At 72.1% G+C, this 26,642-nt stretch carries 28 protein-coding genes; 21 read left to right on the forward strand and 7 right to left on the reverse strand.

What is annotated here, in order from left to right; translation table 11 throughout:
• The first annotated feature begins 88 nt into the window (after positions 1 to 88).
• The 3 genes from AB0H82_RS20040 (at position 89) to truA (ending at position 2,629) form a co-directional block, all read left to right on the forward strand.
• Positions 89 to 1,111, forward strand: a complete 1,023-nt coding sequence (locus tag AB0H82_RS20040; RefSeq protein WP_016645160.1) for a DNA-directed RNA polymerase subunit alpha — start codon at positions 89 to 91, stop codon at positions 1,109 to 1,111.
• 81 nt (positions 1,112 to 1,192) lie between these two features.
• Positions 1,193 to 1,693, forward strand: a complete 501-nt coding sequence (gene rplQ / locus AB0H82_RS20045) for a 50S ribosomal protein L17 (RefSeq protein ID WP_362994443.1) — start codon at positions 1,193 to 1,195, stop codon at positions 1,691 to 1,693.
• Positions 1,694 to 1,774: 81 nt separating this feature from the next.
• Positions 1,775 to 2,629: a tRNA pseudouridine(38-40) synthase TruA gene (gene truA / locus AB0H82_RS20050; protein WP_362994445.1), complete on the forward strand. Its 855-nt coding sequence runs from the start codon at positions 1,775 to 1,777 to the stop codon at positions 2,627 to 2,629.
• A 27-nt stretch (positions 2,630 to 2,656) separates the two neighbouring features.
• On the opposite strand, the gene AB0H82_RS20055 is transcribed toward truA, so the two are convergent.
• A complete protein-coding gene (locus tag AB0H82_RS20055; protein WP_362994447.1) occupies positions 2,657 to 3,523 on the reverse strand; it encodes a hypothetical protein in 867 nt (288 codons plus the stop codon).
• 74 nt (positions 3,524 to 3,597) lie between these two features.
• On the opposite strand from AB0H82_RS20055, the gene AB0H82_RS20060 reads away from it, so the two are divergent.
• The 4 genes from AB0H82_RS20060 to glmM all read left to right on the forward strand — a co-directional run bounded on the left by AB0H82_RS20060 (position 3,598) and on the right by glmM (position 7,612).
• Complete coding sequence (locus AB0H82_RS20060; protein ID WP_362994449.1) at positions 3,598 to 4,818, forward strand: glycosyltransferase family 87 protein; 1,221 nt, start codon at positions 3,598 to 3,600, stop codon at positions 4,816 to 4,818.
• 246 nt (positions 4,819 to 5,064) lie between these two features.
• Positions 5,065 to 5,508, forward strand: coding sequence for a 50S ribosomal protein L13 (gene rplM / locus AB0H82_RS20065; protein WP_030782512.1), 444 nt, complete (start codon positions 5,065 to 5,067; stop codon positions 5,506 to 5,508).
• Between the two features lie 42 nt (positions 5,509 to 5,550).
• Positions 5,551 to 6,072 (forward strand): 30S ribosomal protein S9, encoded by a 522-nt coding sequence (gene rpsI / locus AB0H82_RS20070; RefSeq protein WP_362994451.1) that lies wholly within the window; start codon positions 5,551 to 5,553, stop codon positions 6,070 to 6,072.
• A gap of 172 nt (positions 6,073 to 6,244) precedes the next feature.
• Positions 6,245 to 7,612, forward strand: a complete 1,368-nt coding sequence (gene glmM, locus AB0H82_RS20075) for a phosphoglucosamine mutase (RefSeq protein ID WP_362994453.1) — start codon at positions 6,245 to 6,247, stop codon at positions 7,610 to 7,612.
• Here glmM and AB0H82_RS20080 read toward each other — a convergent pair.
• On the reverse strand, positions 7,609 to 8,574 hold the full coding sequence (locus tag AB0H82_RS20080; RefSeq protein WP_362994455.1) for a DUF389 domain-containing protein: 966 nt from the start codon (positions 8,572 to 8,574) through the stop codon (positions 7,609 to 7,611). The genes glmM and AB0H82_RS20080 overlap by 4 nt on opposite strands.
• 42 nt (positions 8,575 to 8,616) lie before the next feature.
• Positions 8,617 to 9,597: a type I pantothenate kinase gene (gene coaA / locus AB0H82_RS20085; RefSeq protein ID WP_362994499.1), complete on the reverse strand. Its 981-nt coding sequence runs from the start codon at positions 9,595 to 9,597 to the stop codon at positions 8,617 to 8,619.
• A 115-nt stretch (positions 9,598 to 9,712) separates the two neighbouring features.
• Here coaA and AB0H82_RS20090 point away from each other — a divergent pair, with 115 nt between their 5' ends.
• From AB0H82_RS20090 to tsaE, 5 genes are all read left to right on the forward strand, one after another.
• The gene (locus tag AB0H82_RS20090) at positions 9,713 to 10,081 is read left to right on the forward strand and encodes a holo-ACP synthase (RefSeq protein ID WP_362994457.1); all 369 of its coding nucleotides are present in this window, start codon (positions 9,713 to 9,715) and stop codon (positions 10,079 to 10,081) included.
• A gap of 922 nt (positions 10,082 to 11,003) precedes the next feature.
• Positions 11,004 to 12,437: an NAD(P)H-hydrate dehydratase gene (locus AB0H82_RS20095; RefSeq protein WP_362994459.1), complete on the forward strand. Its 1,434-nt coding sequence runs from the start codon at positions 11,004 to 11,006 to the stop codon at positions 12,435 to 12,437.
• A 119-nt stretch (positions 12,438 to 12,556) separates the two neighbouring features.
• Positions 12,557 to 13,717, forward strand: coding sequence for an alanine racemase (alr, locus tag AB0H82_RS20100; protein ID WP_362994461.1), 1,161 nt, complete (start codon positions 12,557 to 12,559; stop codon positions 13,715 to 13,717).
• Positions 13,718 to 13,730: 13 nt separating this feature from the next.
• Positions 13,731 to 14,939 (forward strand): alpha/beta hydrolase, encoded by a 1,209-nt coding sequence (locus AB0H82_RS20105; protein WP_362994463.1) that lies wholly within the window; start codon positions 13,731 to 13,733, stop codon positions 14,937 to 14,939.
• A gap of 75 nt (positions 14,940 to 15,014) precedes the next feature.
• Entirely contained in the window at positions 15,015 to 15,527 is a 513-nt protein-coding gene (tsaE, locus tag AB0H82_RS20110) for a tRNA (adenosine(37)-N6)-threonylcarbamoyltransferase complex ATPase subunit type 1 TsaE (RefSeq protein WP_362994465.1), read from the forward strand.
• Between the two features lie 210 nt (positions 15,528 to 15,737).
• Here tsaE and AB0H82_RS20115 read toward each other — a convergent pair whose 3' ends face one another.
• Entirely contained in the window at positions 15,738 to 15,875 is a 138-nt protein-coding gene (locus AB0H82_RS20115; RefSeq protein ID WP_362994467.1) for a hypothetical protein, read from the reverse strand.
• Positions 15,876 to 15,939: 64 nt separating this feature from the next.
• Positions 15,940 to 16,488 (reverse strand): hypothetical protein, encoded by a 549-nt coding sequence (locus AB0H82_RS20120; RefSeq protein WP_362994469.1) that lies wholly within the window; start codon positions 16,486 to 16,488, stop codon positions 15,940 to 15,942.
• Between the two features lie 112 nt (positions 16,489 to 16,600).
• Between AB0H82_RS20120 and tsaB the strand changes: the two genes are divergently transcribed.
• Genes tsaB through AB0H82_RS20140 form a run of 4 tightly spaced genes read left to right on the forward strand, consistent with a single transcriptional unit; the run spans position 16,601 to position 19,146 of the window.
• Complete coding sequence (tsaB, locus tag AB0H82_RS20125; RefSeq protein WP_362994471.1) at positions 16,601 to 17,257, forward strand: tRNA (adenosine(37)-N6)-threonylcarbamoyltransferase complex dimerization subunit type 1 TsaB; 657 nt, start codon at positions 16,601 to 16,603, stop codon at positions 17,255 to 17,257.
• Between the two features lie 41 nt (positions 17,258 to 17,298).
• Complete coding sequence (gene rimI / locus AB0H82_RS20130; protein WP_362994501.1) at positions 17,299 to 17,781, forward strand: ribosomal protein S18-alanine N-acetyltransferase; 483 nt, start codon at positions 17,299 to 17,301, stop codon at positions 17,779 to 17,781.
• Positions 17,774 to 18,886, forward strand: coding sequence for a tRNA (adenosine(37)-N6)-threonylcarbamoyltransferase complex transferase subunit TsaD (tsaD, locus tag AB0H82_RS20135; protein ID WP_362994473.1), 1,113 nt, complete (start codon positions 17,774 to 17,776; stop codon positions 18,884 to 18,886). The genes rimI and tsaD overlap by 8 nt, the downstream gene beginning before the upstream one ends.
• Entirely contained in the window at positions 18,883 to 19,146 is a 264-nt protein-coding gene (locus tag AB0H82_RS20140) for a hypothetical protein (RefSeq protein ID WP_362994475.1), read from the forward strand. The genes tsaD and AB0H82_RS20140 overlap by 4 nt, the downstream gene beginning before the upstream one ends.
• Here the strand turns inward: AB0H82_RS20140 and AB0H82_RS20145 are convergent, their stop codons facing one another.
• On the reverse strand, positions 19,147 to 19,767 hold the full coding sequence (locus tag AB0H82_RS20145; protein WP_362994477.1) for a class I SAM-dependent methyltransferase: 621 nt from the start codon (positions 19,765 to 19,767) through the stop codon (positions 19,147 to 19,149). It lies immediately after the preceding gene.
• Between the two features lie 127 nt (positions 19,768 to 19,894).
• Between AB0H82_RS20145 and AB0H82_RS20150 the strand changes: the two genes are divergently transcribed.
• Positions 19,895 to 20,248: a YciI family protein gene (locus AB0H82_RS20150; protein ID WP_362994479.1), complete on the forward strand. Its 354-nt coding sequence runs from the start codon at positions 19,895 to 19,897 to the stop codon at positions 20,246 to 20,248.
• 81 nt (positions 20,249 to 20,329) lie between these two features.
• A complete protein-coding gene (locus AB0H82_RS20155; protein ID WP_362994481.1) occupies positions 20,330 to 21,601 on the forward strand; it encodes a sigma-70 family RNA polymerase sigma factor in 1,272 nt (423 codons plus the stop codon).
• 4 nt (positions 21,602 to 21,605) lie between these two features.
• Here the strand turns inward: AB0H82_RS20155 and AB0H82_RS20160 are convergent, their stop codons facing one another.
• Positions 21,606 to 22,844 (reverse strand): methyltransferase domain-containing protein, encoded by a 1,239-nt coding sequence (locus tag AB0H82_RS20160; protein ID WP_362994483.1) that lies wholly within the window; start codon positions 22,842 to 22,844, stop codon positions 21,606 to 21,608.
• 82 nt (positions 22,845 to 22,926) lie between these two features.
• On the opposite strand from AB0H82_RS20160, the gene AB0H82_RS20165 reads away from it, so the two are divergent.
• The 3 genes from AB0H82_RS20165 to groL all read left to right on the forward strand — a co-directional run bounded on the left by AB0H82_RS20165 (position 22,927) and on the right by groL (position 26,455).
• Complete coding sequence (locus tag AB0H82_RS20165) at positions 22,927 to 23,853, forward strand: polysaccharide deacetylase family protein (protein ID WP_362994485.1); 927 nt, start codon at positions 22,927 to 22,929, stop codon at positions 23,851 to 23,853.
• Positions 23,854 to 24,404: 551 nt separating this feature from the next.
• Positions 24,405 to 24,713 (forward strand): co-chaperone GroES, encoded by a 309-nt coding sequence (gene groES / locus AB0H82_RS20170; protein ID WP_006347174.1) that lies wholly within the window; start codon positions 24,405 to 24,407, stop codon positions 24,711 to 24,713.
• A gap of 113 nt (positions 24,714 to 24,826) precedes the next feature.
• Positions 24,827 to 26,455, forward strand: coding sequence for a chaperonin GroEL (groL, locus tag AB0H82_RS20175; RefSeq protein WP_362994488.1), 1,629 nt, complete (start codon positions 24,827 to 24,829; stop codon positions 26,453 to 26,455).
• Positions 26,456 to 26,642 lie beyond the last annotated feature (187 nt).

Consider the following 26,642-nt stretch of genomic DNA (forward strand, 5'->3'; position numbering starts at 1 on the left):
GGTACGGCTCTTCGGAGGCGTATCGCCCGTACCCTTGTCATGAATCAGGGCATCAAATAGTGGGTGCCCCTGACTGAAGGATTCCTTCATGCTTATTGCACAGCGCCCGTCGCTGACCGAAGAGGTCGTCGACGAGTTCCGCTCGCGGTTCGTCATCGAGCCGCTGGAGCCGGGCTTCGGTTACACCCTCGGCAACTCGCTTCGCCGGACCCTTCTCTCCTCGATCCCGGGTGCGGCGGTCACGTCGATCCGTATCGACGGTGTCCTGCACGAGTTCACCACCGTGCCGGGTGTCAAGGAAGACGTCACCGACCTCATCCTCAACATCAAGCAGCTGGTCGTCTCCTCGGAGCACGACGAGCCCGTCGTGATGTACCTGCGCAAGCAGGGTCCGGGTCTGGTCACCGCCGCCGACATCGCGCCCCCGGCCGGTGTCGAGGTGCACAACCCCGACCTCGTCCTCGCCACGCTCAACGGCAAGGGCAAGCTGGAGATGGAGCTGACCGTCGAGCGCGGTCGCGGCTATGTCTCCGCCGTCCAGAACAAGCAGGTGGGCCAGGAGATCGGTCGTATCCCGGTCGACTCCATCTACTCGCCGGTTCTCAAGGTCACGTACAAGGTCGAGGCCACGCGTGTCGAGCAGCGCACCGACTTCGACAAGCTGATCGTCGACGTCGAGACCAAGCAGGCCATGCGCCCGCGTGACGCCATGGCTTCCGCCGGTAAGACGCTCGTTGAGCTCTTCGGGCTTGCCCGTGAGCTGAACATCGACGCCGAGGGCATCGACATGGGTCCGTCCCCGACGGACGCCGCCCTGGCCGCCGACCTGGCGCTGCCGATCGAGGAGCTTGAGCTCACCGTTCGGTCGTACAACTGCCTCAAGCGCGAGGGCATCCACTCCGTGGGCGAGCTCGTGGCCCGCTCCGAGGCGGACCTGCTCGACATCCGCAACTTCGGTGCGAAGTCGATCGACGAGGTCAAGATGAAGCTCAACGGCATGGGCCTCGCGCTCAAGGACTCGCCTCCCGGCTTCGACCCGACCGCCGCCGCCGACGCCTTCGGCGCGGACGACGACGCCGACGCCGGCTTCGTCGAGACCGAGCAGTACTGATGAACTGCCCGAGGGCGTCCGCCCTCGGGGTCCTGACCCCGGTACCTGATACGGCCGGGGCAGATCACTAGGAGAAACACCATGCCGAAGCCCACCAAGGGTGCCCGTCTGGGCGGCAGCGCCGCGCACGAGAAGCTTCTGCTGGCGAACCTCGCCAAGCAGCTCTTCGAGCACGGCCGGATCACGACGACCGAGGCCAAGGCCCGTCGTCTGCGTCCGTACGCGGAGCGTCTGGTCACCAAGGCGAAGAAGGGCGACCTTCACAACCGCCGCCAGGTGCTGTCCGTCATCACCGACAAGAGCATCGTGCACACGCTCTTCACGGAGATCGGCCCGCGCTACGAGAACCGCCCGGGTGGCTACACCCGTATCACCAAGATCGGTAACCGTCGTGGCGACAACGCTCCCATGGCGATCATCGAGCTGGTGGAGGCCCTGACCGTGGCCCAGGAGGCCACCGGTGAGGCCGAGGCGGCCACCAAGCGTGCCGCCAAGGACGCCGAGACCACCGACGCCAAGGTCGACACGGTCAAGTCCGACGAGGCTGCCGAGGCTCCGGCCGAGGAGTCGAAGGACGCGTAAGCGTTCTGCCCCTTCAGGGCGTCGCGGGCCCGCCCCTTGCCGGGGTGGGCCCGCTTTTGTGTTGCCTGAGAGGAACCACGAGTGAGTGACGAAGTACAGCCCGGTTTCGTGCGGGTGCGTCTCGACCTTTCGTACGACGGGAAGGACTTCTCCGGCTGGGCCAAGCAGCGGCAGGGGCAGCGGACCGTCCAGGGGGAGATCGAGGCGGCGCTGCGGACCGTGACGCGGTCCCAGGAGACGTACGAGCTGACCGTGGCCGGCCGGACCGACAGCGGGGTGCACGCGCGGGGGCAGGTCGCCCACGTCGACCTGCCCGAGGCGGTGTGGGCCGAGCACAGCGACAAACTCCTGCGCAGGCTCGCCGGGCGGCTGCCGCACGACGTGCGGGTGTGGAAGGTCGCCGAGGCGCCCGCCGGATTCAACGCGCGGTTCTCCGCGGTGTGGCGGCGCTACGCCTACCGCGTGACCGACCACCCCGGCGGCGTCGACCCGCTGCTGCGCGCCCATGTGCTGTGGCACGACTGGGAGTTGGACCTCGACGCCATGAACGCCGCGGCCGAGCGGCTGATCGGTGAGCACGACTTCGCCGCCTACTGCAAGCGGCGTGAGGGCGCCACGACCATTCGGACGCTGCAGGAGCTGCGGTGGGAGCGGCGGGCCGACGGGATCCTCGAAGCGACCGTGCGGGCCGACGCGTTCTGCCACAACATGGTGCGGTCCCTCGTCGGCGCCATGCTGTTCGTGGGGGACGGGCACCGGCCCGTGGAGTGGCCGGGGAAGGTCCTCGCGGCGGGGGTGCGGGACTCCGCCGTGCACGTGGTGCGGCCGCACGGGCTCACCCTGGAGGAGGTCGGCTATCCCGCCGACGAGCTGCTCGCCGCGCGCAGCAAGGAAGCGCGCAACAAGCGGACGCTGCCCGGGGCCGGGTGCTGCTGAGCCCCGGCCGGGCTCCCGGCCGCCGTCCTACTGCGGGGCGTTGGCCGCGGCCGACGCCTGGGCCTCGCCCCGCTGGTTGATGCGGTGGAAGGCGAAGCGGGCCAGGTCGTCGCCGACGCCGTAGGCCTTGCGGTCCGACGTCGTCACGTTCTTGCCGCTGGTGTAGCCCGTGGTGGTGAAGTAGGCGTAGCGGCCGTAGGCGTTGTAGGTGCCGCGGCACACGCCCGTGCGGCAGAAGGAGGGCACGCCCTTGCCGGAGAGGGAGGTGACGAGGCCCTTCTTCACCTGGTCCTTGACCTTCGCCGCGTCGGATGCGGTGTCGAAGACGGCGACGCCGACCGTGACCGCGATGCCGTTCCTGACGTAGCTGGCGCGGATCATGCGCGTGCAGTCGTGCTTGGTGAGGAGGGCGCCGAGGGCGGGCTGGGTGACGGACGCGCACGTGTCGGTGCTGTCGGTCGGGCCCTTCTTGTAGACGCGCTCGCCCGCCCGCAGGGACTTGCCGGGGAAGAGGCCCTCCGGGGTGAGCGGTGCCTTGTCCTTCTTGGCGCTGGAGATGAAGTCCTTGGGGTTCGGCGGGGGCGGCGGGGTCGTCGCCTCGAACGACGGCTCGGGGTCCTTGCTCGCGCCGGGGATGTCCGCGGCCGTCGGCAGTTCGCTCGCGGGTTTGTTCGAGGCAGTGGTGTCGTCGCTGTTCGCGGAGACGACCGTGATGGCCACGGCGGCCGCGATGCCGACCGTGGCGAGCGCGCCGCCGCCGATCATCAGCCACTTCCGGCGGCGGGTGCGCGCCTCGGCGGCCTCGGCGAGCGCCGCCCAGTCGGGCGCGGGTCCGCCGCCGGGTCCACCCGTTCCGCCCGGACCCCACTGAGGTCCCCCTTGCCCAAAGCTCATGGGGCGCATCTTAGACGTGCCGCAGGGGATGTTGAGCGGGGGTTGCGTGGGCTTCGCGGCCTAGCCTGAGGCGTATGAATACGGGCAATACGGCGGTTAGTGGGTGGTTGTTGCGGTCGGCCGGGTGGCACGTCCGGTGCGTGCTCGGGGTCGTGCTGGCCGCCGCGGTGATCCGGGTGGGACTGCGGGTCCCGGACGGCGGCATGGACAACGACATCGTGGTGCGGGCCGCCGAGGCGTGGCTGGACGGCCGGTCGCCCTACGCCGACCGGCACTTCCTCTACCTCCCCGGCGCCGTGCTCGCGGCGGTGCCGCAGGCCGTGCTGCCCGTGGACGTCGTGCGGTTCCTCGTGCCCGCGGGCGTGACCGCGGGGCTCGTCATCGGGTGGGCGTGCGCCCTGCGGATCCACGGGGTGCCGTGGCGCAGCCGCTTCGCGGCGTACGGCCTGCTCGGGCTCGCGCTCGGCTTCGCGCCCTTCGGGCACCTCGTGCAGCTCGGCAACTGGACGGTGGGCTCCGCCGCCGCGCTGCCGCTCGCCCTGCTGCTCGTGTGCCGCGGCCGGTGGGTCGCGGCCGGGCTCGTCGTCGGCGCCGCCGTCGCCGTGAAGCCGCTGCTCGCGCCCGTCGTGCTGCTCTTCGTCCTGGCGCGCAGGTGGCGGGCGCTGGGGGTCGCGGTGGGCGTGCCCGCCCTGGTGTCGGCGGCCGCGGCGCTCGTCATGCCGGACCCCGCCGGGTTCTTCACGCGGACGCTGCCCTTCCTGCTGCGGGGGGAGGACACCTTCGTACGTCTCTATGAGGCGTCGCCGTCCGCGGTGCTCGCGCGGGTCGGGGTGCCACAGACGGGCGCCACGCTGGTCGCCGTATGTGCGGCGGCGGCCGGGGTGTGGTGTGCCCGGCAGCGGTGGCGGCGGGGGGACGAGGGGCCTGCGAGGACGGTGGAATGCGCCGTGATGCTGATGCTCTCGGCCTTCCTCGTCTCCCGTCCGTCGTACGATCACTATCTGCTCGTCGTGCTTCCGCTGCTGCTCGCGGGGGCGCTGGCGCCGGGGGCGGCGGCGCGGGGGCCGTGGTTCTGGGTGGCGCTGGTGCCGCAGGTGCCGGGCTTCGCGTGGCCGTGGCTGGAGCCGGGGACGCGGCGGGCCTTCAAGGACGCGGTGACGTTGTGCCTGCTCGCGGGCGCGGTCGGGTGGGCGTGCGTGCGGGGTGCGCGCGCCGGTGAGCTCGGGGAGCACCGGGAGCCCGCGCTGCCGGGCGGTCCGTGGGCCGTGGCGGGGGAGGCGGCGCGGAGCAGGTGAGGCGGGCTGCGGTCGGTCTCCGGAGCCGCGTTTTGACCGGTACGGGGCAGCCCGGGTACTCTCGGGGATTGATACGTATTGGTGTCCTCGATCTCACGCGAAAGGGCCCTTACGTAGGTTCCCTGGAGCAGTTACCAGTGGCTCGCATACGGGCAGCGTCCCCGGCATTGTGAGCCCCAGCTGCATGATCGCTTCCTGGGTGCCGTGTGTCTGGACCCCATCCACTGAAGAAGCGAAGGCTACTAAGTGCGTACGTACAGCCCCAAGCCCGGCGATGTGACCCGCCAGTGGCACGTCATCGACGCCCGGGACATCGTCCTCGGTCGTCTGGCGACCACCGCTGCCACCCTCCTGCGTGGCAAGCACAAGCCGATCTACGCCCCCCACGTTGACACCGGTGACTTCGTCATCATCATCAACGCGGAGAAGGTGCACCTCTCCGGCAACAAGAAGACCCAGAAGATGGCGTACCGCCACTCCGGCTACCCGGGTGGTCTGCGTTCCGTCCGTTACGACGAGCTGCTCGAAAAGAGCCCCGAGAAGGCTGTCGAGAAGGCCGTCAAGGGCATGCTCCCCAAGAACACCCTCGGCCGTCAGATGCTCTCGAAGCTGAAGGTCTACGCGGGCGACCAGCACCCGCACGGCGCTCAGCAGCCGGTCCCGTTCGAGATCACCCAGGTCGCGCAGTAGTTCCGGCCACCCCCTAAGACGAAAAGAAATCTGAGGAGAATCGTGGCCGAGACCACCGTTGAGCAGCCGGTCGAAGAGACCGAGGGTGTCGACGTAGAGCAGTACACCACCGAGTCCGAGGCGCCCGTCGAGGGCGAGTACACCTCGGAGTCGAACGCCGCGCGCTTCGGCGACCCGCAGCCGGCCGCCGGCCTGGGCCGTCGCAAGAACGCCATCGCCCGCGTCCGGATCGTCCCGGGCACCGGCAAGTGGAAGGTCAACGGGCGCACGCTTGAGGACTACTTCCCGAACAAGGTCCACCAGCAGGAAGTCAACGAGCCCTTCAAGGTGCTCGAACTCGACGGCCGCTACGACGTCATCGCCCGCATCTCGGGTGGCGGCGTCTCCGGTCAGGCCGGTGCGCTCCGTCTCGGTGTCGCCCGCGCGCTGAACGAGGCCGACGTCGACAACAACCGTGGCGCCCTCAAGAAGGCCGGTTACCTGAAGCGTGACGACCGTGCGGTCGAGCGCAAGAAGGCCGGTCTCAAGAAGGCCCGCAAGGCTCCGCAGTACAGCAAGCGCTAATCGCTGCCTGCTCGTACTTCTCGTTCGCCCCGGCGGCACTCACCGTGCTGCCGGGGCGTTCGTCTATTCAGGAACCCTTGGGGTTTGGGGGCCCTCTTGACTCTGGGACTCTCTGATCCGGGACACCCTTGCCAGGGGTTCGCGGTTTTTCTTGAACGTTCGGAGGACAGCAGTGGGACGACTCTTCGGCACGGACGGCGTGCGCGGTGTCGCCAACGCGGATCTGACGGCCGAGCTCGCGCTCGGACTCTCCGTGGCGGCGGCGCACGTACTGGCCGAGGCGGGCACCTTTGAAGGCCATCGCCCGGTGGCGGTGGTCGGGCGTGACCCGCGCGCGTCCGGGGAGTTCCTGGAGGCCGCGGTGGTCGCGGGCCTCGCGAGCGCGGGTGTGGACGTCCTGCGCGTCGGTGTGCTGCCCACCCCCGCGGTGGCGCATCTCACCGGTGCGCTGGGCGCCGACCTCGGCGTGATGCTCTCCGCCAGCCACAACGCCATGCCCGACAACGGCATCAAGTTCTTCGCCCGCGGCGGCCACAAGCTCGCCGACGAGCTGGAGGACCGCATCGAGGCCGAGTACGACCAGCAGTTCGTGAGCCGCACCGGCACCCCCCGGCAGCGGCCCACCGGCGCGGCCGTCGGCCGCGTGAAGGCGTACGACCAGGGACTCGACCAGTACGTCGCCCACCTCATCGGCGTCCTCCCCAACCGCCTCGACGGACTGAAGATCGTCCTCGACGAGGCGCACGGCGCCGCCGCCCGCGTCTCGCCCGAGGCCTTCGCCCGCGCCGGTGCCGAGGTCATCACGATCGGCGCCCAGCCCGACGGCCTGAACATCAACGACGGGTGCGGATCCACCCACCTCGACCTGCTCAAGGCCGCCGTCGTCGAGCACAAGGCCGACTTCGGCGTCGCGCACGACGGGGACGCCGACCGGTGCCTCGCCGTGGACCACACGGGTGCCGAGGTCGACGGCGACCAGATCCTCGCCGTGCTCGCCCTCGCCATGCGGGAGCACGGCACGCTGCGCCACGACACCGTTGTCGCCACGGTCATGTCCAACCTCGGCTTCAAGCTCGCCATGGAGGGCCAGGGGCTCTCCCTCGTCCAGACCGCCGTCGGCGACCGGTACGTCCTTGAGGCGATGAAGGAGCACGGCTTCGCCCTCGGCGGCGAGCAGTCCGGGCACGTCATCGTCCTGGACCACGCCACGACCGGCGACGGCACGCTGACCGGGCTGCTGCTCGCCGCCCGGGTCGCCGAGACGGGACGGTCCCTCGCGGACCTCGCGAGCGTCATGGAGCGGCTCCCGCAGGTCCTGATCAACGTGCCCGACGTCGACAAGTCGCGCGTGCAGACCTCCGCGGAGCTCTCCGCCGCCGTCACCGAGGCCGAGCGTGAGCTGGGCTCCACGGGACGCGTGCTGCTGCGCCCCTCCGGGACCGAGCCGCTGGTGCGGGTCATGGTCGAGGCCGCCGACATCGAGCAGGCCCGGTCCGTGGCCGGCCGGCTCGCCGATGTGGTGAAGTCGGCGCTGGGCTAGGAGCGGGACGCGTTCTTGGTGCGCTCGCGCTGTGTGGTGCGCTCGCGCTGTGTGGACCAGAGGAGTTTCTGGATCAGCAGCGTGAGCGTGCCGGCGAGGACGATGCCGAGCAGGTTCAGGAGGAGCTGCTCGGTGGAGCCCCAGGCCTGCTTGTACTCCGAGTAGCTGAAGGCGACCGCCGCGTTCGCCGCCGCGGGGACCGTCGTCACGGAGATCGCCACGCCGACCAGGGCGCCCGACTTCGCCGAGGTGAGCGAGAGCATGCCCGCCGAGCCCGCGAGGACCGCCACCACGAACGAGAACCAGTCGGGGCGGTAGATGAAGTTCGTGTTCGGGCGCTCCGACTCCAGTGCGTCGTGCGTGAACAGGTCCATCGCGTCCATGAAGTAGCTGAACCCGACCGTCACCACCATCGCCGCCGCGAAGCCCACCAGCAGGGCGACCAGTGAGCGCAGGGCGAGGCGGGGCGTGCGCTGGGCCACGGCCGTGCAGACACCGGCCAAGGGACCGAACTCCGGGCCCACCGCCATCGCGCCCACGATCAGGATCGCGTTGTCCAGGACCACGCCGCAGGCCGCGATCATCGTGGCGAGCGTGATGAACGTGACGTACGTGGCCGAGAGCGTCGACTCCTCGTGGGTCGCGTCGGCCAGCTGCTCCCAGAGAACCGCGTCGGCCGCCTCGCCCGGCGCGTCGTCCTCCGCCCTGTCCGCGCGCCGGGAGAGCGACAGGTCGATGTTCTCCACGGCGATCGACCCCGACTCGTCGATGCCGAGCGCGCGCAGGCCGCCGATCAGCTCGTCGCCCGCCTCGCGGGCCACGTCGCACATGACGACGTCACCCGCCGGATTGCGGGCGGCGCCCGTGAGCACCGCGAGGTGGGTGGTGCCGACCGTTCGCTCGATCAGGTGGACCACGGCGTCGGTGCTGTCGGGCGGGGTGATCAGGCGCAGGTGCAGCATGTGCGCAGGTTAGCGGGGGATCGCTGTCGGGGGCCCGGCTGTTCAGAGTTTGCGCAGGCTCAGGCGCTGGACCTTGTGGTCAGGGCCCTTGCGGACGACGAGCGTGGCGCGGCTGCGGGTCGGGGCGACGTTCTCGACGAGGTTGAGCTTGTTGATCGTGCGCCAGGTCGTGCGGGCGTATTCGAGCGCCTCCTCCTCCGACACCTGGGTGTACTTGCGGAAGTACGAGGACGGGTCCTGGAACGCCGTCTGGCGCAGCTTCTTGAAGCGGTTCAGGTACCAGCGCTCGATGTCGTCGGCGCGGGCGTCGACGTACACGCTGAAGTCGAAATAGTCCGCGAGGCCCACGCGGGTGCGGCCGTCCTTGCCGGGGAGCGCGGGCTGCAGGACGTTCAGGCCCTCGACGATGAGGATGTCCGGGCGGCGGACCGTGAGACGCCGGTCCGGCACGATGTCGTAGATCAGGTGCGAGTAGACGGGGGCCGTCACCTCGTCCTTGCCTGCCTTGATGTCCGCGACGAAACGGGTGAGCGCGCGGCGGTCGTACGACTCCGGGAAGCCCTTGCGGGACATCAGGCCGCGGGCCTCCAGCTCCTTGGTGGGCAGCAGGAAGCCGTCGGTCGTGACCCGCTCCACGCGGGGGTGTTCCGGCCAGCGGGAGAGCAGGGCCTGGAGGAGGCGGGCGACGGTCGACTTGCCGACCGCGACGGAGCCGGCGACTCCTATGACGAAGGGGGTGCCTGACTGGGACCCCTTCTCGCCCAGGAACGTGTTGAGGGCGCCGCGCAGGCCGTCCGTCGCGCCCACATAGAGGTTCAGGAGGCGGGAGAGCGGGAGGTAGATGTCGCGGACCTCGTCCAGGTCGATGACGTCGCCGAGGCCGCGGAGCCGTTCCACCTCCTCCGCGGTGAGGGGGAGAGGCGTCTTCTCGCGAAGCGCGCTCCACTCCGTGCGGGTCAGGTCGAGGTAGGGAGTCGCCTCCGGCTTGGGCCGGTGGGCGCTCCGCGGTGCCGTCGGGGGCACAGAGACCGAAGAGATCACGGTCCATTGTTACGGCTGGTTGAACGGGATGGGGCGGCGGGTGCGGGGTGGGGTGCGTCACCCTGCGGGGCTCGGGCGGCTTCCGTAGGGTGCTCTCGTGATTATTGGGGTTGGGATCGACGTGGCCGAGATCGAGCGGTTCGGGGCGGCGCTGGAGCGGACGCCCGGGATGGCGGACCGGCTGTTCTTGGAGAGTGAGTTGCTGCTGCCGGGCGGCGAGCGGCGGGGGATCGCTTCGCTGGCGGCGCGGTTCGCGGCGAAGGAGGCGCTGGCCAAGGCGCTGGGGGCGCCGGCGGGGCTTCGGTGGACGGATGCGGAGGTGTACGTGGAGGAGAGTGGGCAGCCGCGGGTGCGGGTGCGGGGGACGGTGGCTGAGCGGGCTTCTGCGCTGGGGGTTCGGGCTTGGCATGTGTCGCTGAGCCATGATGCGGGGGTTGCTTCTGCGGTGGTGGTGGCTGAGGGGTAGGAGGGCTGGCGGGGGCGCCTTGGGCGGGGGGTCGCCTGGGGGCGCTGTGGGCTGGGGTCTGTACGTGCGGGGTGTCGTGGGCTGGGGTCTGTGCGTGCGGGGCGCTGTGGGCGGGGGTCTGCGCCTGCCGGGTGTCGTGGGCTGGGGTTTGCGTCTGCGGGGTGTCGTGGGCGGGGGTCTGTGCGTGCGGGGCGCTGTGGGCGGGGGTCTGCGCCTGCCGGTTGTCGTGGGCTGGGGTTTGCGTCTGCGGGTCGTCGTTGGTCGGGGTCTGCGCCTGGGGTTCGTCTGTGGGGCGGGGCCGCGGGGGTATGTGCGTACTCGCTATCCCTGCGTCGCGCCTCAAGTCCAAAGGCGCCATGGTGTGCTCGGTGCTCCGTTCGCACATACCCCCACGTCCCCTCCGGCGCGCTTGCGGCTGCGGCCCGGCGGGGCGCGCGGTGCGCGAGCCCGGCAGTACGTCGCAGGGGCAGACCCTGTCCGCCCCTTCCTTGCTCCTGCGGGGCGGAGCCCGTCCGTCCCTCCCTTGCTCCTGCGGGGCGTCGCGGGCCAGACCCCACCCGCCCGCTCGTCCTGCTCCCGCAGGGCGTCGCAGGAGCACCCCCACCCGCCCTGCCCTTACTCCCGCGGGACGCAGGGGGCACCCCCCACCCGCCCCGCCGCTACCCCGCGGGCGTCGTAGGGGCGGCGCACCCGCCCACCCCTACCTCCGCGGGGCGTCGCGGGCAGACCCCCCGCCTCTACCCCCCCGCGGGGCGCCGGGGGGTGACCCCACCCCCCCGGCCCCTACCCCCACAGGACGGTGCGGGGCGAACGGGTGGGTGGGTGGGAGGTATCCGTCGCGAAGCGGTGGGGGTGGTGGCCTGCCCCCCGGTGGGGGGACGGTAAAGGTGAGGAGGGGGTGGGGGCGGGGGAGACTGGGGGGATGCGTAGTGCGTATGGCGTGGAGAGGGTTCGGGCGGGTGAGCGTGCCGTGATGGCGCGGGGGCCCGAAGGTGTGCTGATGCAGCGCGCGGCGGCGGGGCTCGCCGCCGAGTGCGCGCAGCTGCTCGGCAGGGTGTACGGGTCGAGAATCACGCTGCTGGTGGGCAGCGGGGACAACGGGGGCGATGCCCTGTACGCCGGGGCCCGGCTGGCGCGGCGAGGGGCCGGGGTCAGTGCCGTGCTGCTCGCCCCGGAGCGGGCTCACGCCGGTGGGCTCGCCGCTCTGCGGAGGGCCGGTGGCTCCGTTGTAGGGGCTGATGATCCTCGGGCCGAGGGGCTGGTGAGGGGGGCGAAGATCGTGGTCGATGGGGTCGTGGGGATCGGGGGGCGGGGAGGGCTCCGGGAGCGTGCCGCGGCGCTCGTCGCGGCGGCCCGGGACGCGCTGGTCGTCGCCGTCGACCTGCCCAGTGGGGTCGATGCCGATACCGGCGAGGTGCGCGGGGACGCGGTGCGGGCCGATGTGACGGTGACCTTCGGGGCGTACAAGCCGGGGCTGTTGGTCGATCCCGGGCGGGAGTACGCCGGTGCCGTGCGGCTCGTGGACATCGGGCTCGGGCTGGGGGCGGACGAGGCGGAGTTGGAGGCTCTGCAGTTCGCGGACGTCGCCCGGCTGCTGCCTGTGCCCGGTGGGGAGAGCGACAAGTACCGGCGGGGAGTCGTGGGGGTCGTCGCCGGGTCCGCCCGGTATCCGGGCGCCGCGGTGCTCGCCGTGGCGGGGGCCTTGCGCGGGGGCGCGGGCGCCGTGCGGTACGTGGGGCCGGCTGCCGACGCCGTCCTCGCGCGGTTCCCCGAGACCCTGGTGTCCGCCGGGCCGCCGTCGAAGGCCGGGCGCGTGCAGGCGTGGGTCGTGGGGCCCGGGCTCGGGGACGACGGGGAGCGGCTGGGCGAGGTGCTCGCCGCCGATGTGCCCGTGCTGATCGACGCCGACGGGCTGCGGCTCGCCGGGGAGCGGGAGGTGCGGGAGCGCCGTGCTCCCACGCTGCTCACCCCGCACGCGGGGGAGGCCGCCGCCCTGCTCGGTGTCGCCCGCGAGGAGGTCGAGGCGGGGCGGCTCTCCGCCGTACGGGAGCTGGCGCGGCGGTACGGGGCGACGGTGTTGTTGAAGGGGTCCACGACCCTGGTGGCCTCGGAGACCGGGGCCGTGCGCGTCAATCCGACCGGGACGGCCTGGCTCGCCACCGCGGGCAGCGGCGATGTGCTGTCCGGGCTCGCCGGGTCCCTGCTGGCGGCCGGCCTTGAGGCGCGGGACGCGGGGTCCGTCGGCGCGTATCTGCACGGGCTCGCCGGGCGGCACGCGGCGGACGGCGCTCCCGTGGCCGCGCAGGACGTGGCCGAGGCGATCCCCGCCGTGTGGCGGGAGGTCGGGAGGGCGTAGCCGCGTCGGGTCCCGGGTGGGAGCCGCGTCGGTCCAGGGCGGAAGGGCGCGCTGCTTGTGGGGCGTTCCGAACCGGTGGGAGCGGGGGCTGTCCGCGGGCTCTGAGACACTTGTCCGCGATGAACGAGACAGCCCCTTTCCGCGTCCGCGCCGAGATCGACCTCGCCGCCCTCCGCGCCAATGTGCGCGCGCTGCGCGCCCACGCGCCGGGCGCCGCGTTCATGGCCGTGGTGAAGGCCGACGCGTACGGCCACGGAATGGTGCCCTGTGCCAAGGCCGCCCGCCAGGCCGGCGCCACCTGGATAGGCACCGCGACACCCGAGGAGGCCCTGGCGCTGCGCGCCGCGGGCGTGCCGGGGCGGATCATGTGCTGGCTGTGGACGCCGGGCGGGCCCTGGCGCGAGGGCGTCGAAGCCGATCTGGACATGTCGGTGAGCGCCCTGTGGGCGCTGGACGAGGTGACGGCCGCCGCCCGCGCGGCGGGCCGGACCGCGCGTATCCAGCTGAAGGCCGACACCGGCCTCGGGCGGAACGGCTGCATGCCGGCCGACTGGCCCGAGCTCGTCGGCCGGGCCCTGCGCGCCGAGGCCGAGGGGCTGGTGAAGGTCACCGGGCTGTGGTCGCACTTCGCGTGCGCCGACGAGCCGGGGCACCCGTCGATCGCCGGCCAGCTCACGGTCTTCCGCGACATGGTGGCGCAGGCCGAGGACATGGGCGTACGGCCCGAGGTGCGGCACATCGCCAACTCGCCGGGCATGCTGACGCTTCCGGAGTCGCACTTCGATCTCGTACGGCCCGGCATCGCGACGTACGGCGTCTCGCCGAGCCCCGAGGTCGGCGCCCCCGAGGACTTCGGGCTGCGGCCCGTCATGACGCTCACCGCCTCGCTCGCCCATGTGAAGCACGCCCCGGCCGGCCACGGCGTGAGCTACGGCCATCACTACGTCACCCCCGGCGAGACGACCCTCGGCCTCGTCCCCGCGGGGTACGGCGACGGGATCCCGCGGCACGCGTCCGGCACGGGCCCGGTGCTCGTCGACGGCAAGCTGCGGACGGCCGCGGGCCGGATCGCGATGGACCAGTTCGTGGTGGACCTCGGCGGGGACGAGCCCGAAGTGGGCGCGGAAGCGGTGCTGTTCGGGCCCGGCGACCGGGGCGAGCCGACCGCCGAGGACTGGGCGCAGGCCGCGGGCACCATCGCGTACGAGATCGTCACCCGCATCGGATCGCGCGTCCCGCGCGTCCACCTGAACGAGCGGCCTGACGACACCGGGAACTGACGAGGAGCGGCACGTGAGCGAGAGCAGCACGGGGGCGGCCGCGGCGGAAGCGGTGACGGAGGTCGCCGCCGCGGCCGGTAACTGGCGCCGGGCCGGGGTGGCGGGCGCCGCGATAGGCGTGATCGCCGCGGGTGCGGCCGCCGGTGTCGCCATAGAGCGGCTGACCGTCGGCCGCGGCATGCGCAAGAAGGCACGCCTCGCGCTCGACGCGGCGGGGCCGTACGGCTCGCTGCGCGGCATGCCCGGCACGGCGTACGCGGACGACGGCACGGAGCTCTCGTACGAGGTCGAGGAGGTCGAGGACGACGGCGGCGAGGACCCGCGGCGGCGCAGGCTCTTCGGCCGCCGGGCCCCCGCGCCCGTCACCGTCGTCTTCAGTCACGGCTACTGCCTGAACCAGGACTCCTGGCACTTCCAGCGGGCCGCCCTGCGCGGCGTCGTCCGCGCCGTCTACTGGGACCAGCGCAGCCACGCCAGGTCGGGGCGCGGCGTCGACCAGCTGGAGCACGGCGTGCCGGTCTCCATCGACCAGCTCGGGCGTGACCTGAAGGCCGTCATCGACGCCGCCGCGCCCGAGGGGCCGCTCGTCCTCGTCGGGCACTCCATGGGCGGCATGACGACCATGGCCCTCGCCGACCAGTTCCCGGAGCTGATCCGCGAGCGCGTGGCGGGCGTCGCCCTGGTCGGTACGTCGTCGGGACAGCTCGGGCAGGTGAACTTCGGGCTTCCGGTGGCCGGGATGAACGCGGTGCGGCGGGTGCTGCCCGGTCTCCTTCGGGCGATGGGTTCGCAGGCCGAGCTGGTGGAGCGGGGGCGGCGGGCCACCGCGGACCTGTTCGCGGGCGTCATCAAGCGCTACTCGTTCTCGCGCAGGGACGTGGACCCGGCCATCGCGCGGTTCGCGGAGCGGATGATCGAGTCGACGCCGATCGACGTGGTCGCGGAGTTCTATCCGGCGTTCGCCGAGCACGACAAGGCGGAGGCGCTCAAGCACTTCGCCGAGCTGCCGGTGCTCGTGCTGGCCGGGGACAAGGACCTGGTCACGCCGAGCGAGCACAGCGAGGCGATCGCGCAGCGGCTGCCGGACGCCGAGCTGGTCCTCGTCCCGGACGCCGGGCACCTGGTCATGCTGGAGCACCCGGAGGTGCTCATGGACCGCCTCGCGGATCTGCTGGTGCGGGCGGGGGCGGTCCCGGAGGCCGGCCTGGCCGACGGCGGCTGAGCGCGGGGCGGTCCCGGGGACCGCCCGGTCGGCGGCGGCTGAGGGTGGTGGGTTTCAGCCGCTACCGTGGGCGGTATGGAAGCACCGCACCACCAGGCCCCCGCCGCCACCCTCAAGATCGACGTCAACTCCCCCGAACAGATGGGCGAGTTGGGCCGCCGCCTGGCCAAACTCCTGCGCCCCGGCGACCTCGTCATGCTCACCGGCGAGCTCGGTGCCGGCAAGACCACGCTGACCCGCGGCCTCGGTGAGGGCCTCGGCGTGCGCGGCGCCGTCACCTCCCCGACCTTCGTCATCGCCCGCGTGCACCCGCCGCTCGGCGAAGGCCCCGCGCTGGTGCACGTCGACGCGTACCGCCTGGGCGGCGGGCTCGACGAGATGGAGGACCTGGACCTCGACGTCTCCCTGCCCGAATCGGTGATCGTCGTGGAGTGGGGCGACGGCAAGGTGGAGGAGCTGTCGGAGGACCGGCTGCACGTCGTGATCGACCGCGCTGTGGGCGACACGACGGACGACGAGCGCGAGGTGACGTTCACCGGGCTCGGCGAGCGGTGGGCGGACGCGGACCTGGCGTCCCTGAGCGCCTGACCCCCCACGAACCCCTCAGCCCCGGGCCGGTCGCCCGGGGCTTTCTCGTACGTTCGACCGAACGTTCCGACAAGACGTCGGGAAAATGTTGCGCTGCGTGCGTCGGGCGTGGTCACATGGATACCGGTGCTGGTTAGGTCTACCTAACTTCGTCTGCCCCCGGAGCCCCCAGGAGGCATCCATGTCGGCTTCAGAACATGACGCACACGCTCAGCCGCGCGCGAAGAGGCTGCCGGGACCGTCGGCCGCGGTGAACCCGTCGAACGCCTCGGGCTGCTCGACGAACGTCTCGAACTTCTCGATGAGTGCCCTGCTCGCGTCGTGCGCCGCCGCGAGCGCCGTCTCCACGCCGCCGCGCGACCCGGAACCCGCCGGGGGCGTCCCCGTGGAGCGGCGGCGTCGGCCCCGCTGATCAGGGAACGACGACGACCTTCTTCTCGCGCAGCGCGAACTCCCACATCGCGTTGCCGTGCGCACGCGACTGTCGGATGCCGCCGGTCTTCTTCGACGGGTCCGGCTTCGGCGTCGAGCCGTCGACGGCCGCGCTGAAGCCGACCGCGACGCCCTGGCTGCTCGTGAAGATCACGACGTGCTCGATCGGCGCGCCGTCCGTACCGGTGACACGACCCGTGCGGGACGTGACGGCGTACGTCCCCGGGGTCGGGTCGACCGTGCCCGGGGTCACCTCGAAGGTGAGCTTCACCTTGCCGGACGCCTCGACGAGCCAGACCCGGTCGTCCTCCAGGGAGTAGACGACCCGCTCCCCGGTGCCCGACTGCGGGGGCAGCACCGCGGGGTTCTTCTTGTCCTTGGGGGCCCGTGAGGCCGAGACGGAGGGGGACGCGTCGGGCTTCCCCAGGCCGTCCGGGGCGCTGGCCGAGGCCTGATAGGCGAGGAAGCCGACCGCGGCGAGCGCAGCGGCGGTGAGCCCGGCCACGAATCCCGAGCTGCTCCTTGACACCTTGCGCCACCCACCTCTTCGTACTGCGTACGGCTACGGAGTGACGGTAGCAGCAGGCACCCCGCATCCCGGGTCGGCCGTGCGCCGGGCGCCGGAGCCGTAGGCTGTTCGCGTGCTCTTGCTCGCTCTGGATACCGCAACGCCCGCCGTCACCGTCGCCCTCCACGACGGCTCCTCCGTCATCGCGGAGTCGAGCCAGGTCGACGCCCGGCGCCATGGAGAACTGCTCCTGCCGGCCGTCGACCGCGTGCTCGCCGACGCAGGCCTGGGGCTCGACGCCGTCACCGCCATCGTCGTCGGCGTGGGCCCCGGCCCCTACACCGGCCTCCGCGTCGGCCTGATGACCGCCGACACGTTCGGCCTCGCGCTCGGCGTCCCCGTGCACGGGGTGTGCACGCTGGACGGCCTCGCCTACGCCTCCGGGATCGAAGGCGGCCCCTTCGTGGTGGCCACCGACGCCCGGCGCAAGGAGGTCTACTGGGCCCGCTACGACGACGTACGCACTCGTGCGAGTGACGCCGCCGTCGACCGGCCCGCCGACATCGCCGCCGAGGTCGAGGGCCTGCCCGCCGTCGGCGCGGGCGCGCTGCTCTACCCCGACACGTTCCCCGACGCGCGCGCCCCCGAGCACGTGTCGGCGGGCGCCCTCGCGTCGCTGGCCGCCGAGAGGCTCGCGGCGGGCGAGGAGCTCATGGAGCCCCGGCCGCTGTACCTGCGCAGGCCCGACGCGCAGGTGCCCAAGAACTACAAGGTGGTCACCCCCAAGTGACCCGGGCGACGCAGGTGACCGAGCCCGCCGTGCTGCGTGAGATGCGCTGGTGGGACATCGACGCGGTGTTCGTCCTGGAGAAGGAGCTCTTTCCGGACGACGCCTGGTCGCGCGGCATGTTCTGGTCCGAGCTCGCCCACTCGCGCGGGCCGCTCGCCACCCGCCGCTACGTGGTGGCCGTGGCCGGCGACCGCCTCGTCGGGTACGCGGGACTCGCCGCCTCCGGCGACCTCGCCGACGTCCAGACCATCGCCGTCGCCCGCGACCACTGGGGCACCGGGCTCGGCGCCCGGCTCCTCACCGACCTGCTCCAGGCCGCGACCGCCTTCGAGTGCCCCGAAGTGATGCTGGAAGTGCGCGTCGACAACACCCGGGCGCAGAAGCTGTACGAGCGCTTCGGCTTCGAGCCCATCGGCTTCCGGCGCGGCTACTACCAGCCCGGCAACGTGGACGCCCTGGTCATGCGCCGCACCGATCCCTCCACCCCCGCATCAGGCGTACAAGGAACCGAGATTCATGGCTGACTCGCGCGACGAACCCCTCGTCCTCGGCATCGAGACCTCCTGCGACGAGACCGGCGTCGGCATCGTCCGCGGCACCACGCTGCTCGCGGACGCCGTCGCCTCCAGCGTCGACGAGCACGCACGCTTCGGCGGTGTCGTGCCCGAGGTGGCCTCCCGCGCCCACCTCGAAGCGATGGTGCCCACCATCGAGCGCGCCCTGAAGGAAGCGGGGGTGAGCGCGAAGGACCTCGACGGCATCGCGGTCACCGCGGGCCCCGGCCTGGCGGGCGCGCTGCTCGTCGGCGTCTCCGCCGCCAAGGCGTACGCGTACGCCCTCGGCAAGCCGCTCTACGGCGTCAACCACCTCGCCTCGCACATCTGCGTCGACCAGCTGGAGCACGGGCCGCTGCCCGAGCCCACCATGGCGCTCCTGGTGTCCGGCGGCCACTCGTCGCTGCTGCTGTCCGCCGACATCACCTCGGACGTGCGGCCGCTCGGGTCGACCATCGACGACGCGGCGGGCGAGGCCTTCGACAAGATCGCGCGGGTGCTGAACCTCGGCTTCCCCGGCGGCCCCGTCATCGACCGGTACGCGCGCGAGGGCGACCCCGAGGCGATCGCCTTCCCGCGCGGTCTGACCGGCCCGCGCGACCCCGCCTACGACTTCTCCTTCTCCGGCCTGAAGACGTCCGTCGCCCGCTGGATCGAGGCGAAGCGGGCCGCGGGCGAGGAGGTGCCGGTGCGGGACGTGTCGGCGTCCTTCCAGGAGGCCGTCGTCGACGTGCTGACCCGCAAGGCCGTGCGGGCCTGCAAGGACGAGGGCGTCGACCACCTCATGATCGGCGGCGGCGTGGCGGCCAACTCGCGGCTGCGGGCGCTGGCGCAGGAGCGGTGCGAGAAGGCCGGGATCCGGCTGCGCGTGCCGCGCCCCAAGCTGTGCACGGACAACGGCGCGATGGTCGCTGCCCTCGGCGCCGAGATGGTGGCCCGCAACCGGGCCGCCTCGGCCTGGGACCTCTCGGCGGACTCGTCGCTCCCGGTGACCGAGCCGCACGTGCCGGGCCACACGCACACGCACTCGCACGACCACGTGCACGAGGTGAGCAAGGAGAACCTGTACTCGTGAGCGTCGCCCTGATGTGGGAGGCCCGGGCCGTCGAGGGGCGCGGAGCGGAGCTGCTCGCGTGGGCGCGGGCCCAGGAGCTCGACGGCACCCCGCTCCGCCGCGAGACCTTCCGCGCGCCGCAGGACCGGGTGCTCGTCATCACCTGGTGGGACGCCACGCTCGACACGGACCTGCCCGAACTGCCGGAGCCCGCCGAAGGCCTGGTGACGCGGGCGGTGCACCGGTGGCGCTTCGAGTCGGTCTGCACTGACGGGGCCTAGTCAGTTCCCCGTGGGCCTCCTGTACGTCAGCAGGTAGCGCCAGAAAAGCAGCCGGCGCACGCTGCTGCCGGGCAGGAGGCGGGCCGCCTCGGCGCGGATCTCGGGGAGACGCATGTCCGGCTGCCGCACGGGAGCCCTGAGCGGGGGCTCGTACGCGCCGCGCAGCCGTTCGGCCGCGTACACCGTCACCCGGGCCACCGCGTTGGCGGGGGACGCCACGAGGTCCCACCAGGTCGTCCCGGCGTAGCAGCCGAGGACGAGCAGGGTGCCGCCCGGGGCGAGCGCGTCGCGCAGGCGCGTGACCGTGGCGAACGGCATGTGGTGCAGGCTCGCCAGGCAGGTGACGGCGTCGTAGTGGGCTGCGGGGAGGGCCTCCTTCGTCACGTCGGCCCGGCGGAAGCGCGGGCCGCCGCCCGTGGCCTTCGCCTCGGCGATGACCTCCGCCGACGGGTCCAGCGCGTCGACCTCGTAGCCGCGGGCCGCGAGGGCGCGGGCGAAGCGGCCGGTGCCGCAGCCGATGTCGAGAGCGGTGCGGCCGCCCGTCGAGCCCTTCCGCGACCCCGTCGGCGGCAGGTGCCGCAGGAGCAGCCGGTGGTAGTGGTCGTTGTGGTCGAAGGGCATGCGGGGGAGCCTCGCACAGGAAGAAACTCCGAAAAACCTCGGCGACGATGTCGAAACGGGCGCCTCCCGTTCGACGCAGGGGTGAGAGGCGAGGAGAAGCCCCGCCACCACCCGATGGGAGACCACCATGCCGCGCTACCTCACGCTGATCCGCATCGACGAGAACAACGTGCCCGAGGGCGGCCCGAGCCCCGAGCTGCAGGAGCGGATGGGCGCGCTGCTCGAAGAGATCACCAGGGCCGGGGTCATGCTCGACACCGCGGGCCTCCGGCCGACCTCGGAAGGCACCCGGGTGACCTGGGACAAGGGTGAACTGTCCACCACCGACGGCCCCTTCACCGAGACCAAGGAGGTCATCGGCGGCTACTCGGTCTGCCAGGCCAAGGACATGGCCGAGGCGGTCGAATGGACCAAGCGGTTCCTCAAGACCCACGAGGACCACTGGACGATCACGGCGGAGGTCCGGGAGATCGAGGGCTGAGAGCCGCGGGCCGACGGCCGTGAGCCGCCGGCCCGGACCGGCGCGCGCCTTTGCGGGTCTCGTGCGGGGATGCTCTGATGGATGGCCGTGAGCCATCCGCCGGAGCACCCCCGCCAGGTCATCGAGACCGTCTTCCGCATGGAGTCGCCGCGCGTCATCGCCGGTGTCGCGCGGATCGTACGGGACGTCGGCATCGCCGAGGAGCTGGCGCAGGACGCCCTGGTGGCGGCGTTGGAACAGTGGCCCGAGCAGGGCGTCCCCGACAACCCGGGCGCCTGGCTCATGGCCACCGCCAAGCACCGCGCCGTCGACCTGGTGCGCCGCCGCGAGCGGTACGCCCGCAAGCTGGCGGAGGTCGGCCGCGACCTGGAGGCCGCCCCGCCCCACGTGGACGAGCCGCCCGACCCCGACGCCATCGACGACGACCTGCTGCGCCTCATCTTCACGGCCTGCCACCCGGTGCTCTCCGCCGAGTCCCGCGTGGCGCTCACGCTGCGCCTCCTCGGCGGCCTGACCACCGGGGAGATCGCCCGCGCCGTGCTCGCCTCCGAGTCGACCGTGGCGCAGCGGATCGTGCGCGCCAAGCGCGCCCTCGCCGCCGGCGGCATCGACTTCGAGGTTCCCTGCGGCCCGGACCGCGACGCCCGCCTCGGCTCGGTCCTCGAAGTCATCTACCTGATCTTCAACGAGGGGTACGCCGCCACGGCCGGGGACGACCTGCTGCGCCCCGCCCTGTGCGAGGACGCGCTGCGCCTCGCCCGGGTGCTCGCCGCCCTGATGCCCGAGGAGTCCGAAGTCCACGGTCTGGCCGCGCTGTTGGAGCTGCAGGCCTCGCGCACGGCGGCGCGCACGGGACCGTCGGGCGAGCCCGTGCTGCTCAAGGACCAGAACCGCACCCGCTGGAACCAGCTGCTGATCCGGCGCGGTTTCGCGGCGCTCGCCCGGGCGCAGAGCATGGCGGCCTCGCCCGCCGGAGGCCTCGGCCCGTACGCCCTCCAGGCCGCGATCGCCGCCTGCCACGCGCACGCGCACACGTACGAGGACACCGACTGGCAGCAGATCGCCGTCCTCTACGGCCTGCTCGCCGCCCGCGCCCCGTCCCCGGTGGTCGAACTGAACCGGGCGGTCGCGGTCGCGATGGCCCAGGGCACGGAGGCCGGCCTGGTCCTGGTCGACGCGCTCGCCGCCGAATCCGCGCTGCGCGACTACCACCTGCTGCCCAGCGTGCGCGGCGACCTCCTCGCCCGGCTCGGCCGGAGGGCGGAGGCCCGCGCGGAGTTCGAGCGGGCGGCGTCACTGGCACGGAACATGCGGGAACGCGAACTGCTGCTGGAGCGGGCGGCCGGCTGCTAGGGCGTTACCCGGTGACCGGGTGGCCGATCAGCATGGTCGGGGCGCCCGCGACGCGCGTCAGGAAGACCGTCGCCGCGTTCTTCCCCTGCGGCTTCACTTTGCGCCGCAGTTCCTCCGGCTCGACGGCTGAGCCGCGCTTCTTGACGGTGAGGATGCCGACCCCGCGCTCCCGCAGCAGCGCCTTCAGCTTCTTCACGTTGAAGGGCAGCCGGTCGGTGATCTCGTACGCGGTGGCGTACGGGGTGTCGTGCAGGGCGTCGGAGGTGACGTACGCGATGGTCTCGTCGATGAGGCCGCCCTCGACCCGCGCGGCGACCTCGGCGACCAGGTGCGCGCGGATGACGGCGCCGTCCGGCTCGTACAGGTAACGCCCGACGGGGCGCACCTCCGGGTCCGGCAGCATCTCGGCGAGCGAGCTCCACAGGGAGGCGCCGCCGGGCAGGAGCGTCGCGCGGTGCGAGGCGGGCGTGTCCGTGCCGAACCACAGGACGGCCTCCTTCACGTCGCCGCCGTCCGAGATCCACTCGGCGCCGGCCTCGGCCGGGATCGCGTCGTGCGGGATGCCGGGCGCGATCTTCAGCGCGGCGAGCGGCGCCTTGAGCGCGGCGCCGACCGCCCAGGACAGGGGCGGGGAGTAGGCCTCGGGGTCGAAGATCCGGCCGCGCCCGCCCCGCCGTGCCGGGTCCACGAACACGGCGTCGTACGCGGACGTGTCCACCTCGGTGACATCGGCCTCCCGGACCTCGATGAGGTCGGCGAGGCCGAGCGCCTCGGCGTTGGCGCGGGCGACCGCGCAGGTCAGAGAGTCCCGGTCGACGGCGAGCACGGAGATCCCGGCCCGCGCGAGGGCGATGGCGTCGCCGCCGATGCCGCAGCAGAGATCGGCGAGTGAACGGACGCCGAGCGCCCGGAAGCTCGTGGCGCGGTGGGCGGCGACGGAGGCGCGCGTGGACTGCTCGACGCCGTTCGGCGTGAAGAACATCCGGGCCGCGTCCCCGGCGCCGAACTTCGCCGCGGCCCGGCGGCGCAGCCGTGCCTGCGCGATGGCGGCGGAGACCAGGGGCGCCGGGTGCGTGCGGCGCAGCCGGGTGGCGGCGGCGAGCTCCTGCGCGGGCTCGACGTCCCGCACCTCGTCGAGCAGGGCCAGGCCCTCATCGGTGCGCAGGGCGGCGAAGGCGGCGAGGGGGTCGCCGAGGTCGGTCTCGTGGCCGCTCGGCGTGTTCGGGTCGTTCACCCGCCCCATTGTGGGCCAGTCGGTGGATGGTGCGCGGCCGGTGGCGGTGTCGAACCCTCGCTACGGCCGTGAGCTGGGAGGATCCGGCGCCATGCAACTAGTACGACAAAAGGAAGAATCCGCCAGAAGACGGAAGAATCAGGCGCGTGCCCTGGTGGCCGCCCTGTCCGTCGCGGCGATCGCCTCGGGCTGCGTCTCCGGAGACGGCTCCGACGGCGTGCGACCCGCCCACGGCCAGCAGCCGCTCAAGGCCCCGCCCGCCCGCGCCCTCGACTCCTACGCCAGGAAACTCGCCACCGTCCAGTTGGCACGGGCCGCGGCGGCCAAGCGCTGGGGCCTGGCCAAGACCCCGCTCCCGGCACCCGCGCCGCCCAGGACCAAGCCGCGGATCACCACCCGCAAGGGCTTCGAGGTCGAGGGGCAGAAGAGCCTGCCGCCGGTCTTCACGACCATCCCCACCAAGCAGAAGGTCGTCTTCCTGACCATCGACGACGGCGCCGAGAAGGACCCCGCGCTGCTGAGGATGATGAGCGACCTGCGGATCCCGTACACCGCGTTCCTCAGCGACTACCTCGTCAAGGAGGACTACGCCTACTTCAAGAAGATGCAGTCCCGCGGCGTCGTCCTGAACAACCACACCCTCAACCACCCCTACATGCCCGGACTTTCGTACGAGGAGCAGCGCCGCGAGATCTGCGGCATGCAGGACACCATCCGGAAGCGCTACGGCAAACGCCCCGAACTCTTCCGCCCGCCGTACGGCAACTACAACGTGGACACCCTGCGCGCCGCCAAGTCCTGCGGCATCAAGGCGGTGCCCCTCTGGGCGTCGGAGGCCTTCGCCGACCACATGGAGTGGCGCGAGTGGGACAAGGACCTGCACCCCGGCGACATCATCCTCACGCATTTCCGGGGCCGTGAGGACTGGAAGGGCACCATGCCCGACATGGTCCGCCGGGTCATGAAGACCGTCACCAACAAGGGGTACGCGGTGGCCAGGCTGGAGGACTACCTGTGACCCCGCGGGCGCGAGCACGCCGCCGCCTCCTCGCCGGGGCCCTCCTGTGCGGAGCACTCGCGCCCGCACTGCTCACGGGCTGCGCGGAATCGGTGGACCCGATCGAACGCCTGGGCAGAAAGGCAGCGGAAAAGCTCCCCTCGCGCAAGCCCACGGCCACGGGAGGGCCGGACGCCCACCGCTGTGGGCAGGCGTTCCGCTGGGGGTCCCCCCAGGCCTTTGAGGCACTGGGGGAGGAACGGGTGGGCACAGCCCCCGTCGCCGGTCCACAGGAATCGAAGCGTCCCCGTGTCGCCGAGGGGGAACCCCGGACAACCGCAACCCGTTGCCCCGAAGGGGTGCCCGAACCCCCACTCCGCTGAAGCCCGGCGCAGCCGATTGGCACTCCGCTTGACCGAGTGCTAACCCGCGTCCTAGTCTCGCTTCTGGCACTCCCCACTGGAGAGTGCCAACAGCGACGGGCAGGTCCGGCACCCGCGACGACGGATCCACCTGGTCGCCACACCTCAGACTCTTAACCCCGTGAGATCTCCGAAGGGGGAGACCGGATCGTGACGACCGCCAGCTCCAAGGTTGCCATCAAGCCGCTTGAGGACCGCATTGTGGTCCAGCCGCTCGACGCCGAGCAGACCACGGCCTCCGGCCTGGTCATTCCGGACACCGCGAAGGAGAAGCCCCAGGAGGGCGCCGTCCTCGCCGTGGGCCCGGGCCGCTTCGAGAACGGCGAGCGCCTGCCGCTCGACGTGAAGGTCGGCGATGTCGTGCTGTACAGCAAGTACGGCGGCACCGAGGTGAAGTACAACGGTGACGAGTACCTCGTCCTCTCGGCCCGCGACGTGCTCGCGATCGTCGAGAAGTAATTCACCCAGCAGATTTGCTTTCTGAGCTGCGCCCCTGGTCACCCCGCTGATTGCCGGGCGGCGAGGGGCGTAGTTCGTTACAACCGAGTTTTCGAGAGGGCTGAATCGCTCCCATGGCGAAGATCCTGAAGTTCGACGAGGACGCCCGTCGCGCCCTTGAGCGCGGCGTCAACAAGCTTGCCGACACGGTCAAGGTGACGATCGGCCCCCGCGGCCGCAACGTCGTCATCGACAAGAAGTTCGGCGCCCCGACCATCACCAACGACGGCGTGACCATCGCCCGCGAGGTAGAGGTCGACGACCCGTACGAGAACCTCGGCGCCCAGCTGGTGAAGGAGGTGGCGACCAAGACCAACGACATCGCGGGTGACGGCACCACCACCGCCACCGTGCTCGCCCAGGCCCTGGTCAAGGAAGGCCTGCGCAACGTCGCCGCCGGCGCCTCCCCGGCCGCCCTGAAGAAGGGCATCGACGCCGCCGTCGCGGCCGTCTCCGAGGAGCTCCTCGCCACCGCCCGTCCGATCGACGACAAGGCCGACATCGCGGCCGTCGCCGGTCTGTCGGCCCAGGACCCGCAGGTCGGCGAGCTCATCGCCGAGGCGATGGACAAGGTCGGCAAGGACGGTGTCATCACCGTCGAGGAGTCCAACACCTTCGGCCTGGAGCTCGACTTCACCGAGGGCATGGCCTTCGACAAGGGCTACCTGTCGCCGTACATGGTGTCCGACCAGGAGCGTATGGAGGCCGTCCTCGACGACCCGTACATCCTGATCCACCAGGGCAAGATCTCGTCGATCCAGGACCTCCTGCCGCTGCTTGAGAAGGTCATCCAGGCCAACTCCTCGAAGCCGCTCCTGATCATCGCCGAGGACGTCGAGGGCGAGGCCCTGTCGACCCTGGTCGTGAACAAGATCCGCGGCACCTTCAACGCCGTCGCGGTGAAGGCCCCCGGCTTCGGCGACCGCCGCAAGGCGATGCTCGGCGACATGGCCACCCTCACCGGTGCCACCGTCATCGCCGAGGAGGTCGGCCTCAAGCTCGACCAGGTCGGCCTGGACGTGCTCGGCACCGCCCGCCGCGTCACCATCACCAAGGACGACACCACGATCGTCGACGGCGGCGGCAACAAGGCCGACGCCGACGCCCGCGTCGCCCAGATCAAGGCCGAGATCGAGGCCACGGACTCCGACTGGGACCGCGAGAAGCTCCAGGAGCGCCTCGCGAAGCTCGCCGGCGGCGTGTGCGTCATCAAGGTCGGCGCCGCCACCGAGGTGGAGCTGAAGGAGAAGAAGCACCGTCTGGAGGACGCCATCTCCGCGACCCGCGCCGCGGTCGAGGAGGGCATCGTCTCCGGTGGTGGCTCCGCCCTGGTGCACGCCGTCAAGGTCCTCGATGGCAACCTCGGCAAGGAGGGCGACGAGGCCACCGGTGTCGCCGTCGTCCGCCGCGCCGCCGTCGAGCCGCTGCGCTGGATCGCCGAGAACGCCGGCCTTGAGGGCTACGTCATCACCTCGAAGGTCGCCGAGCTCGAAAAGGGCTTCGGCTTCAACGCCGCGACCGGCGAGTACGGCGACCTGGTCAAGGCCGGCGTCATCGACCCGGTCAAGGTCACCCGCTCCGCCCTGGAGAACGCCGCGTCCATCGCCTCCCTGCTCCTCACGACCGAGACCCTGGTCGTCGAGAAGCCGGCCGAGGAAGAGGCCGACGCGGGCCACAGCCACGGTCACGGTCACTCCCACTGACCGCTGCGCTCGCTTGAACGGTGACTGAGGCCCGGCTTCCCTTACGGGGAGCCGGGCCTCAGTCCTTTTCGGGGATGCGTCTGCCGGGTTGCTCGCCGTCGCCGACTGCGGGTCGTGGTCCGTCCTCGCGCGCGGTGCCCGGCCCCCCCAAAGGTGGGGGGGGGGGGGGGGGGCCCGGCCGGGGCCA

Origin of the sequence: Streptomyces sp. NPDC050732 (assembly GCF_040654255.1) — a bacterium.
GTDB lineage: Bacteria > Actinomycetota > Actinomycetes > Streptomycetales > Streptomycetaceae > Streptomyces.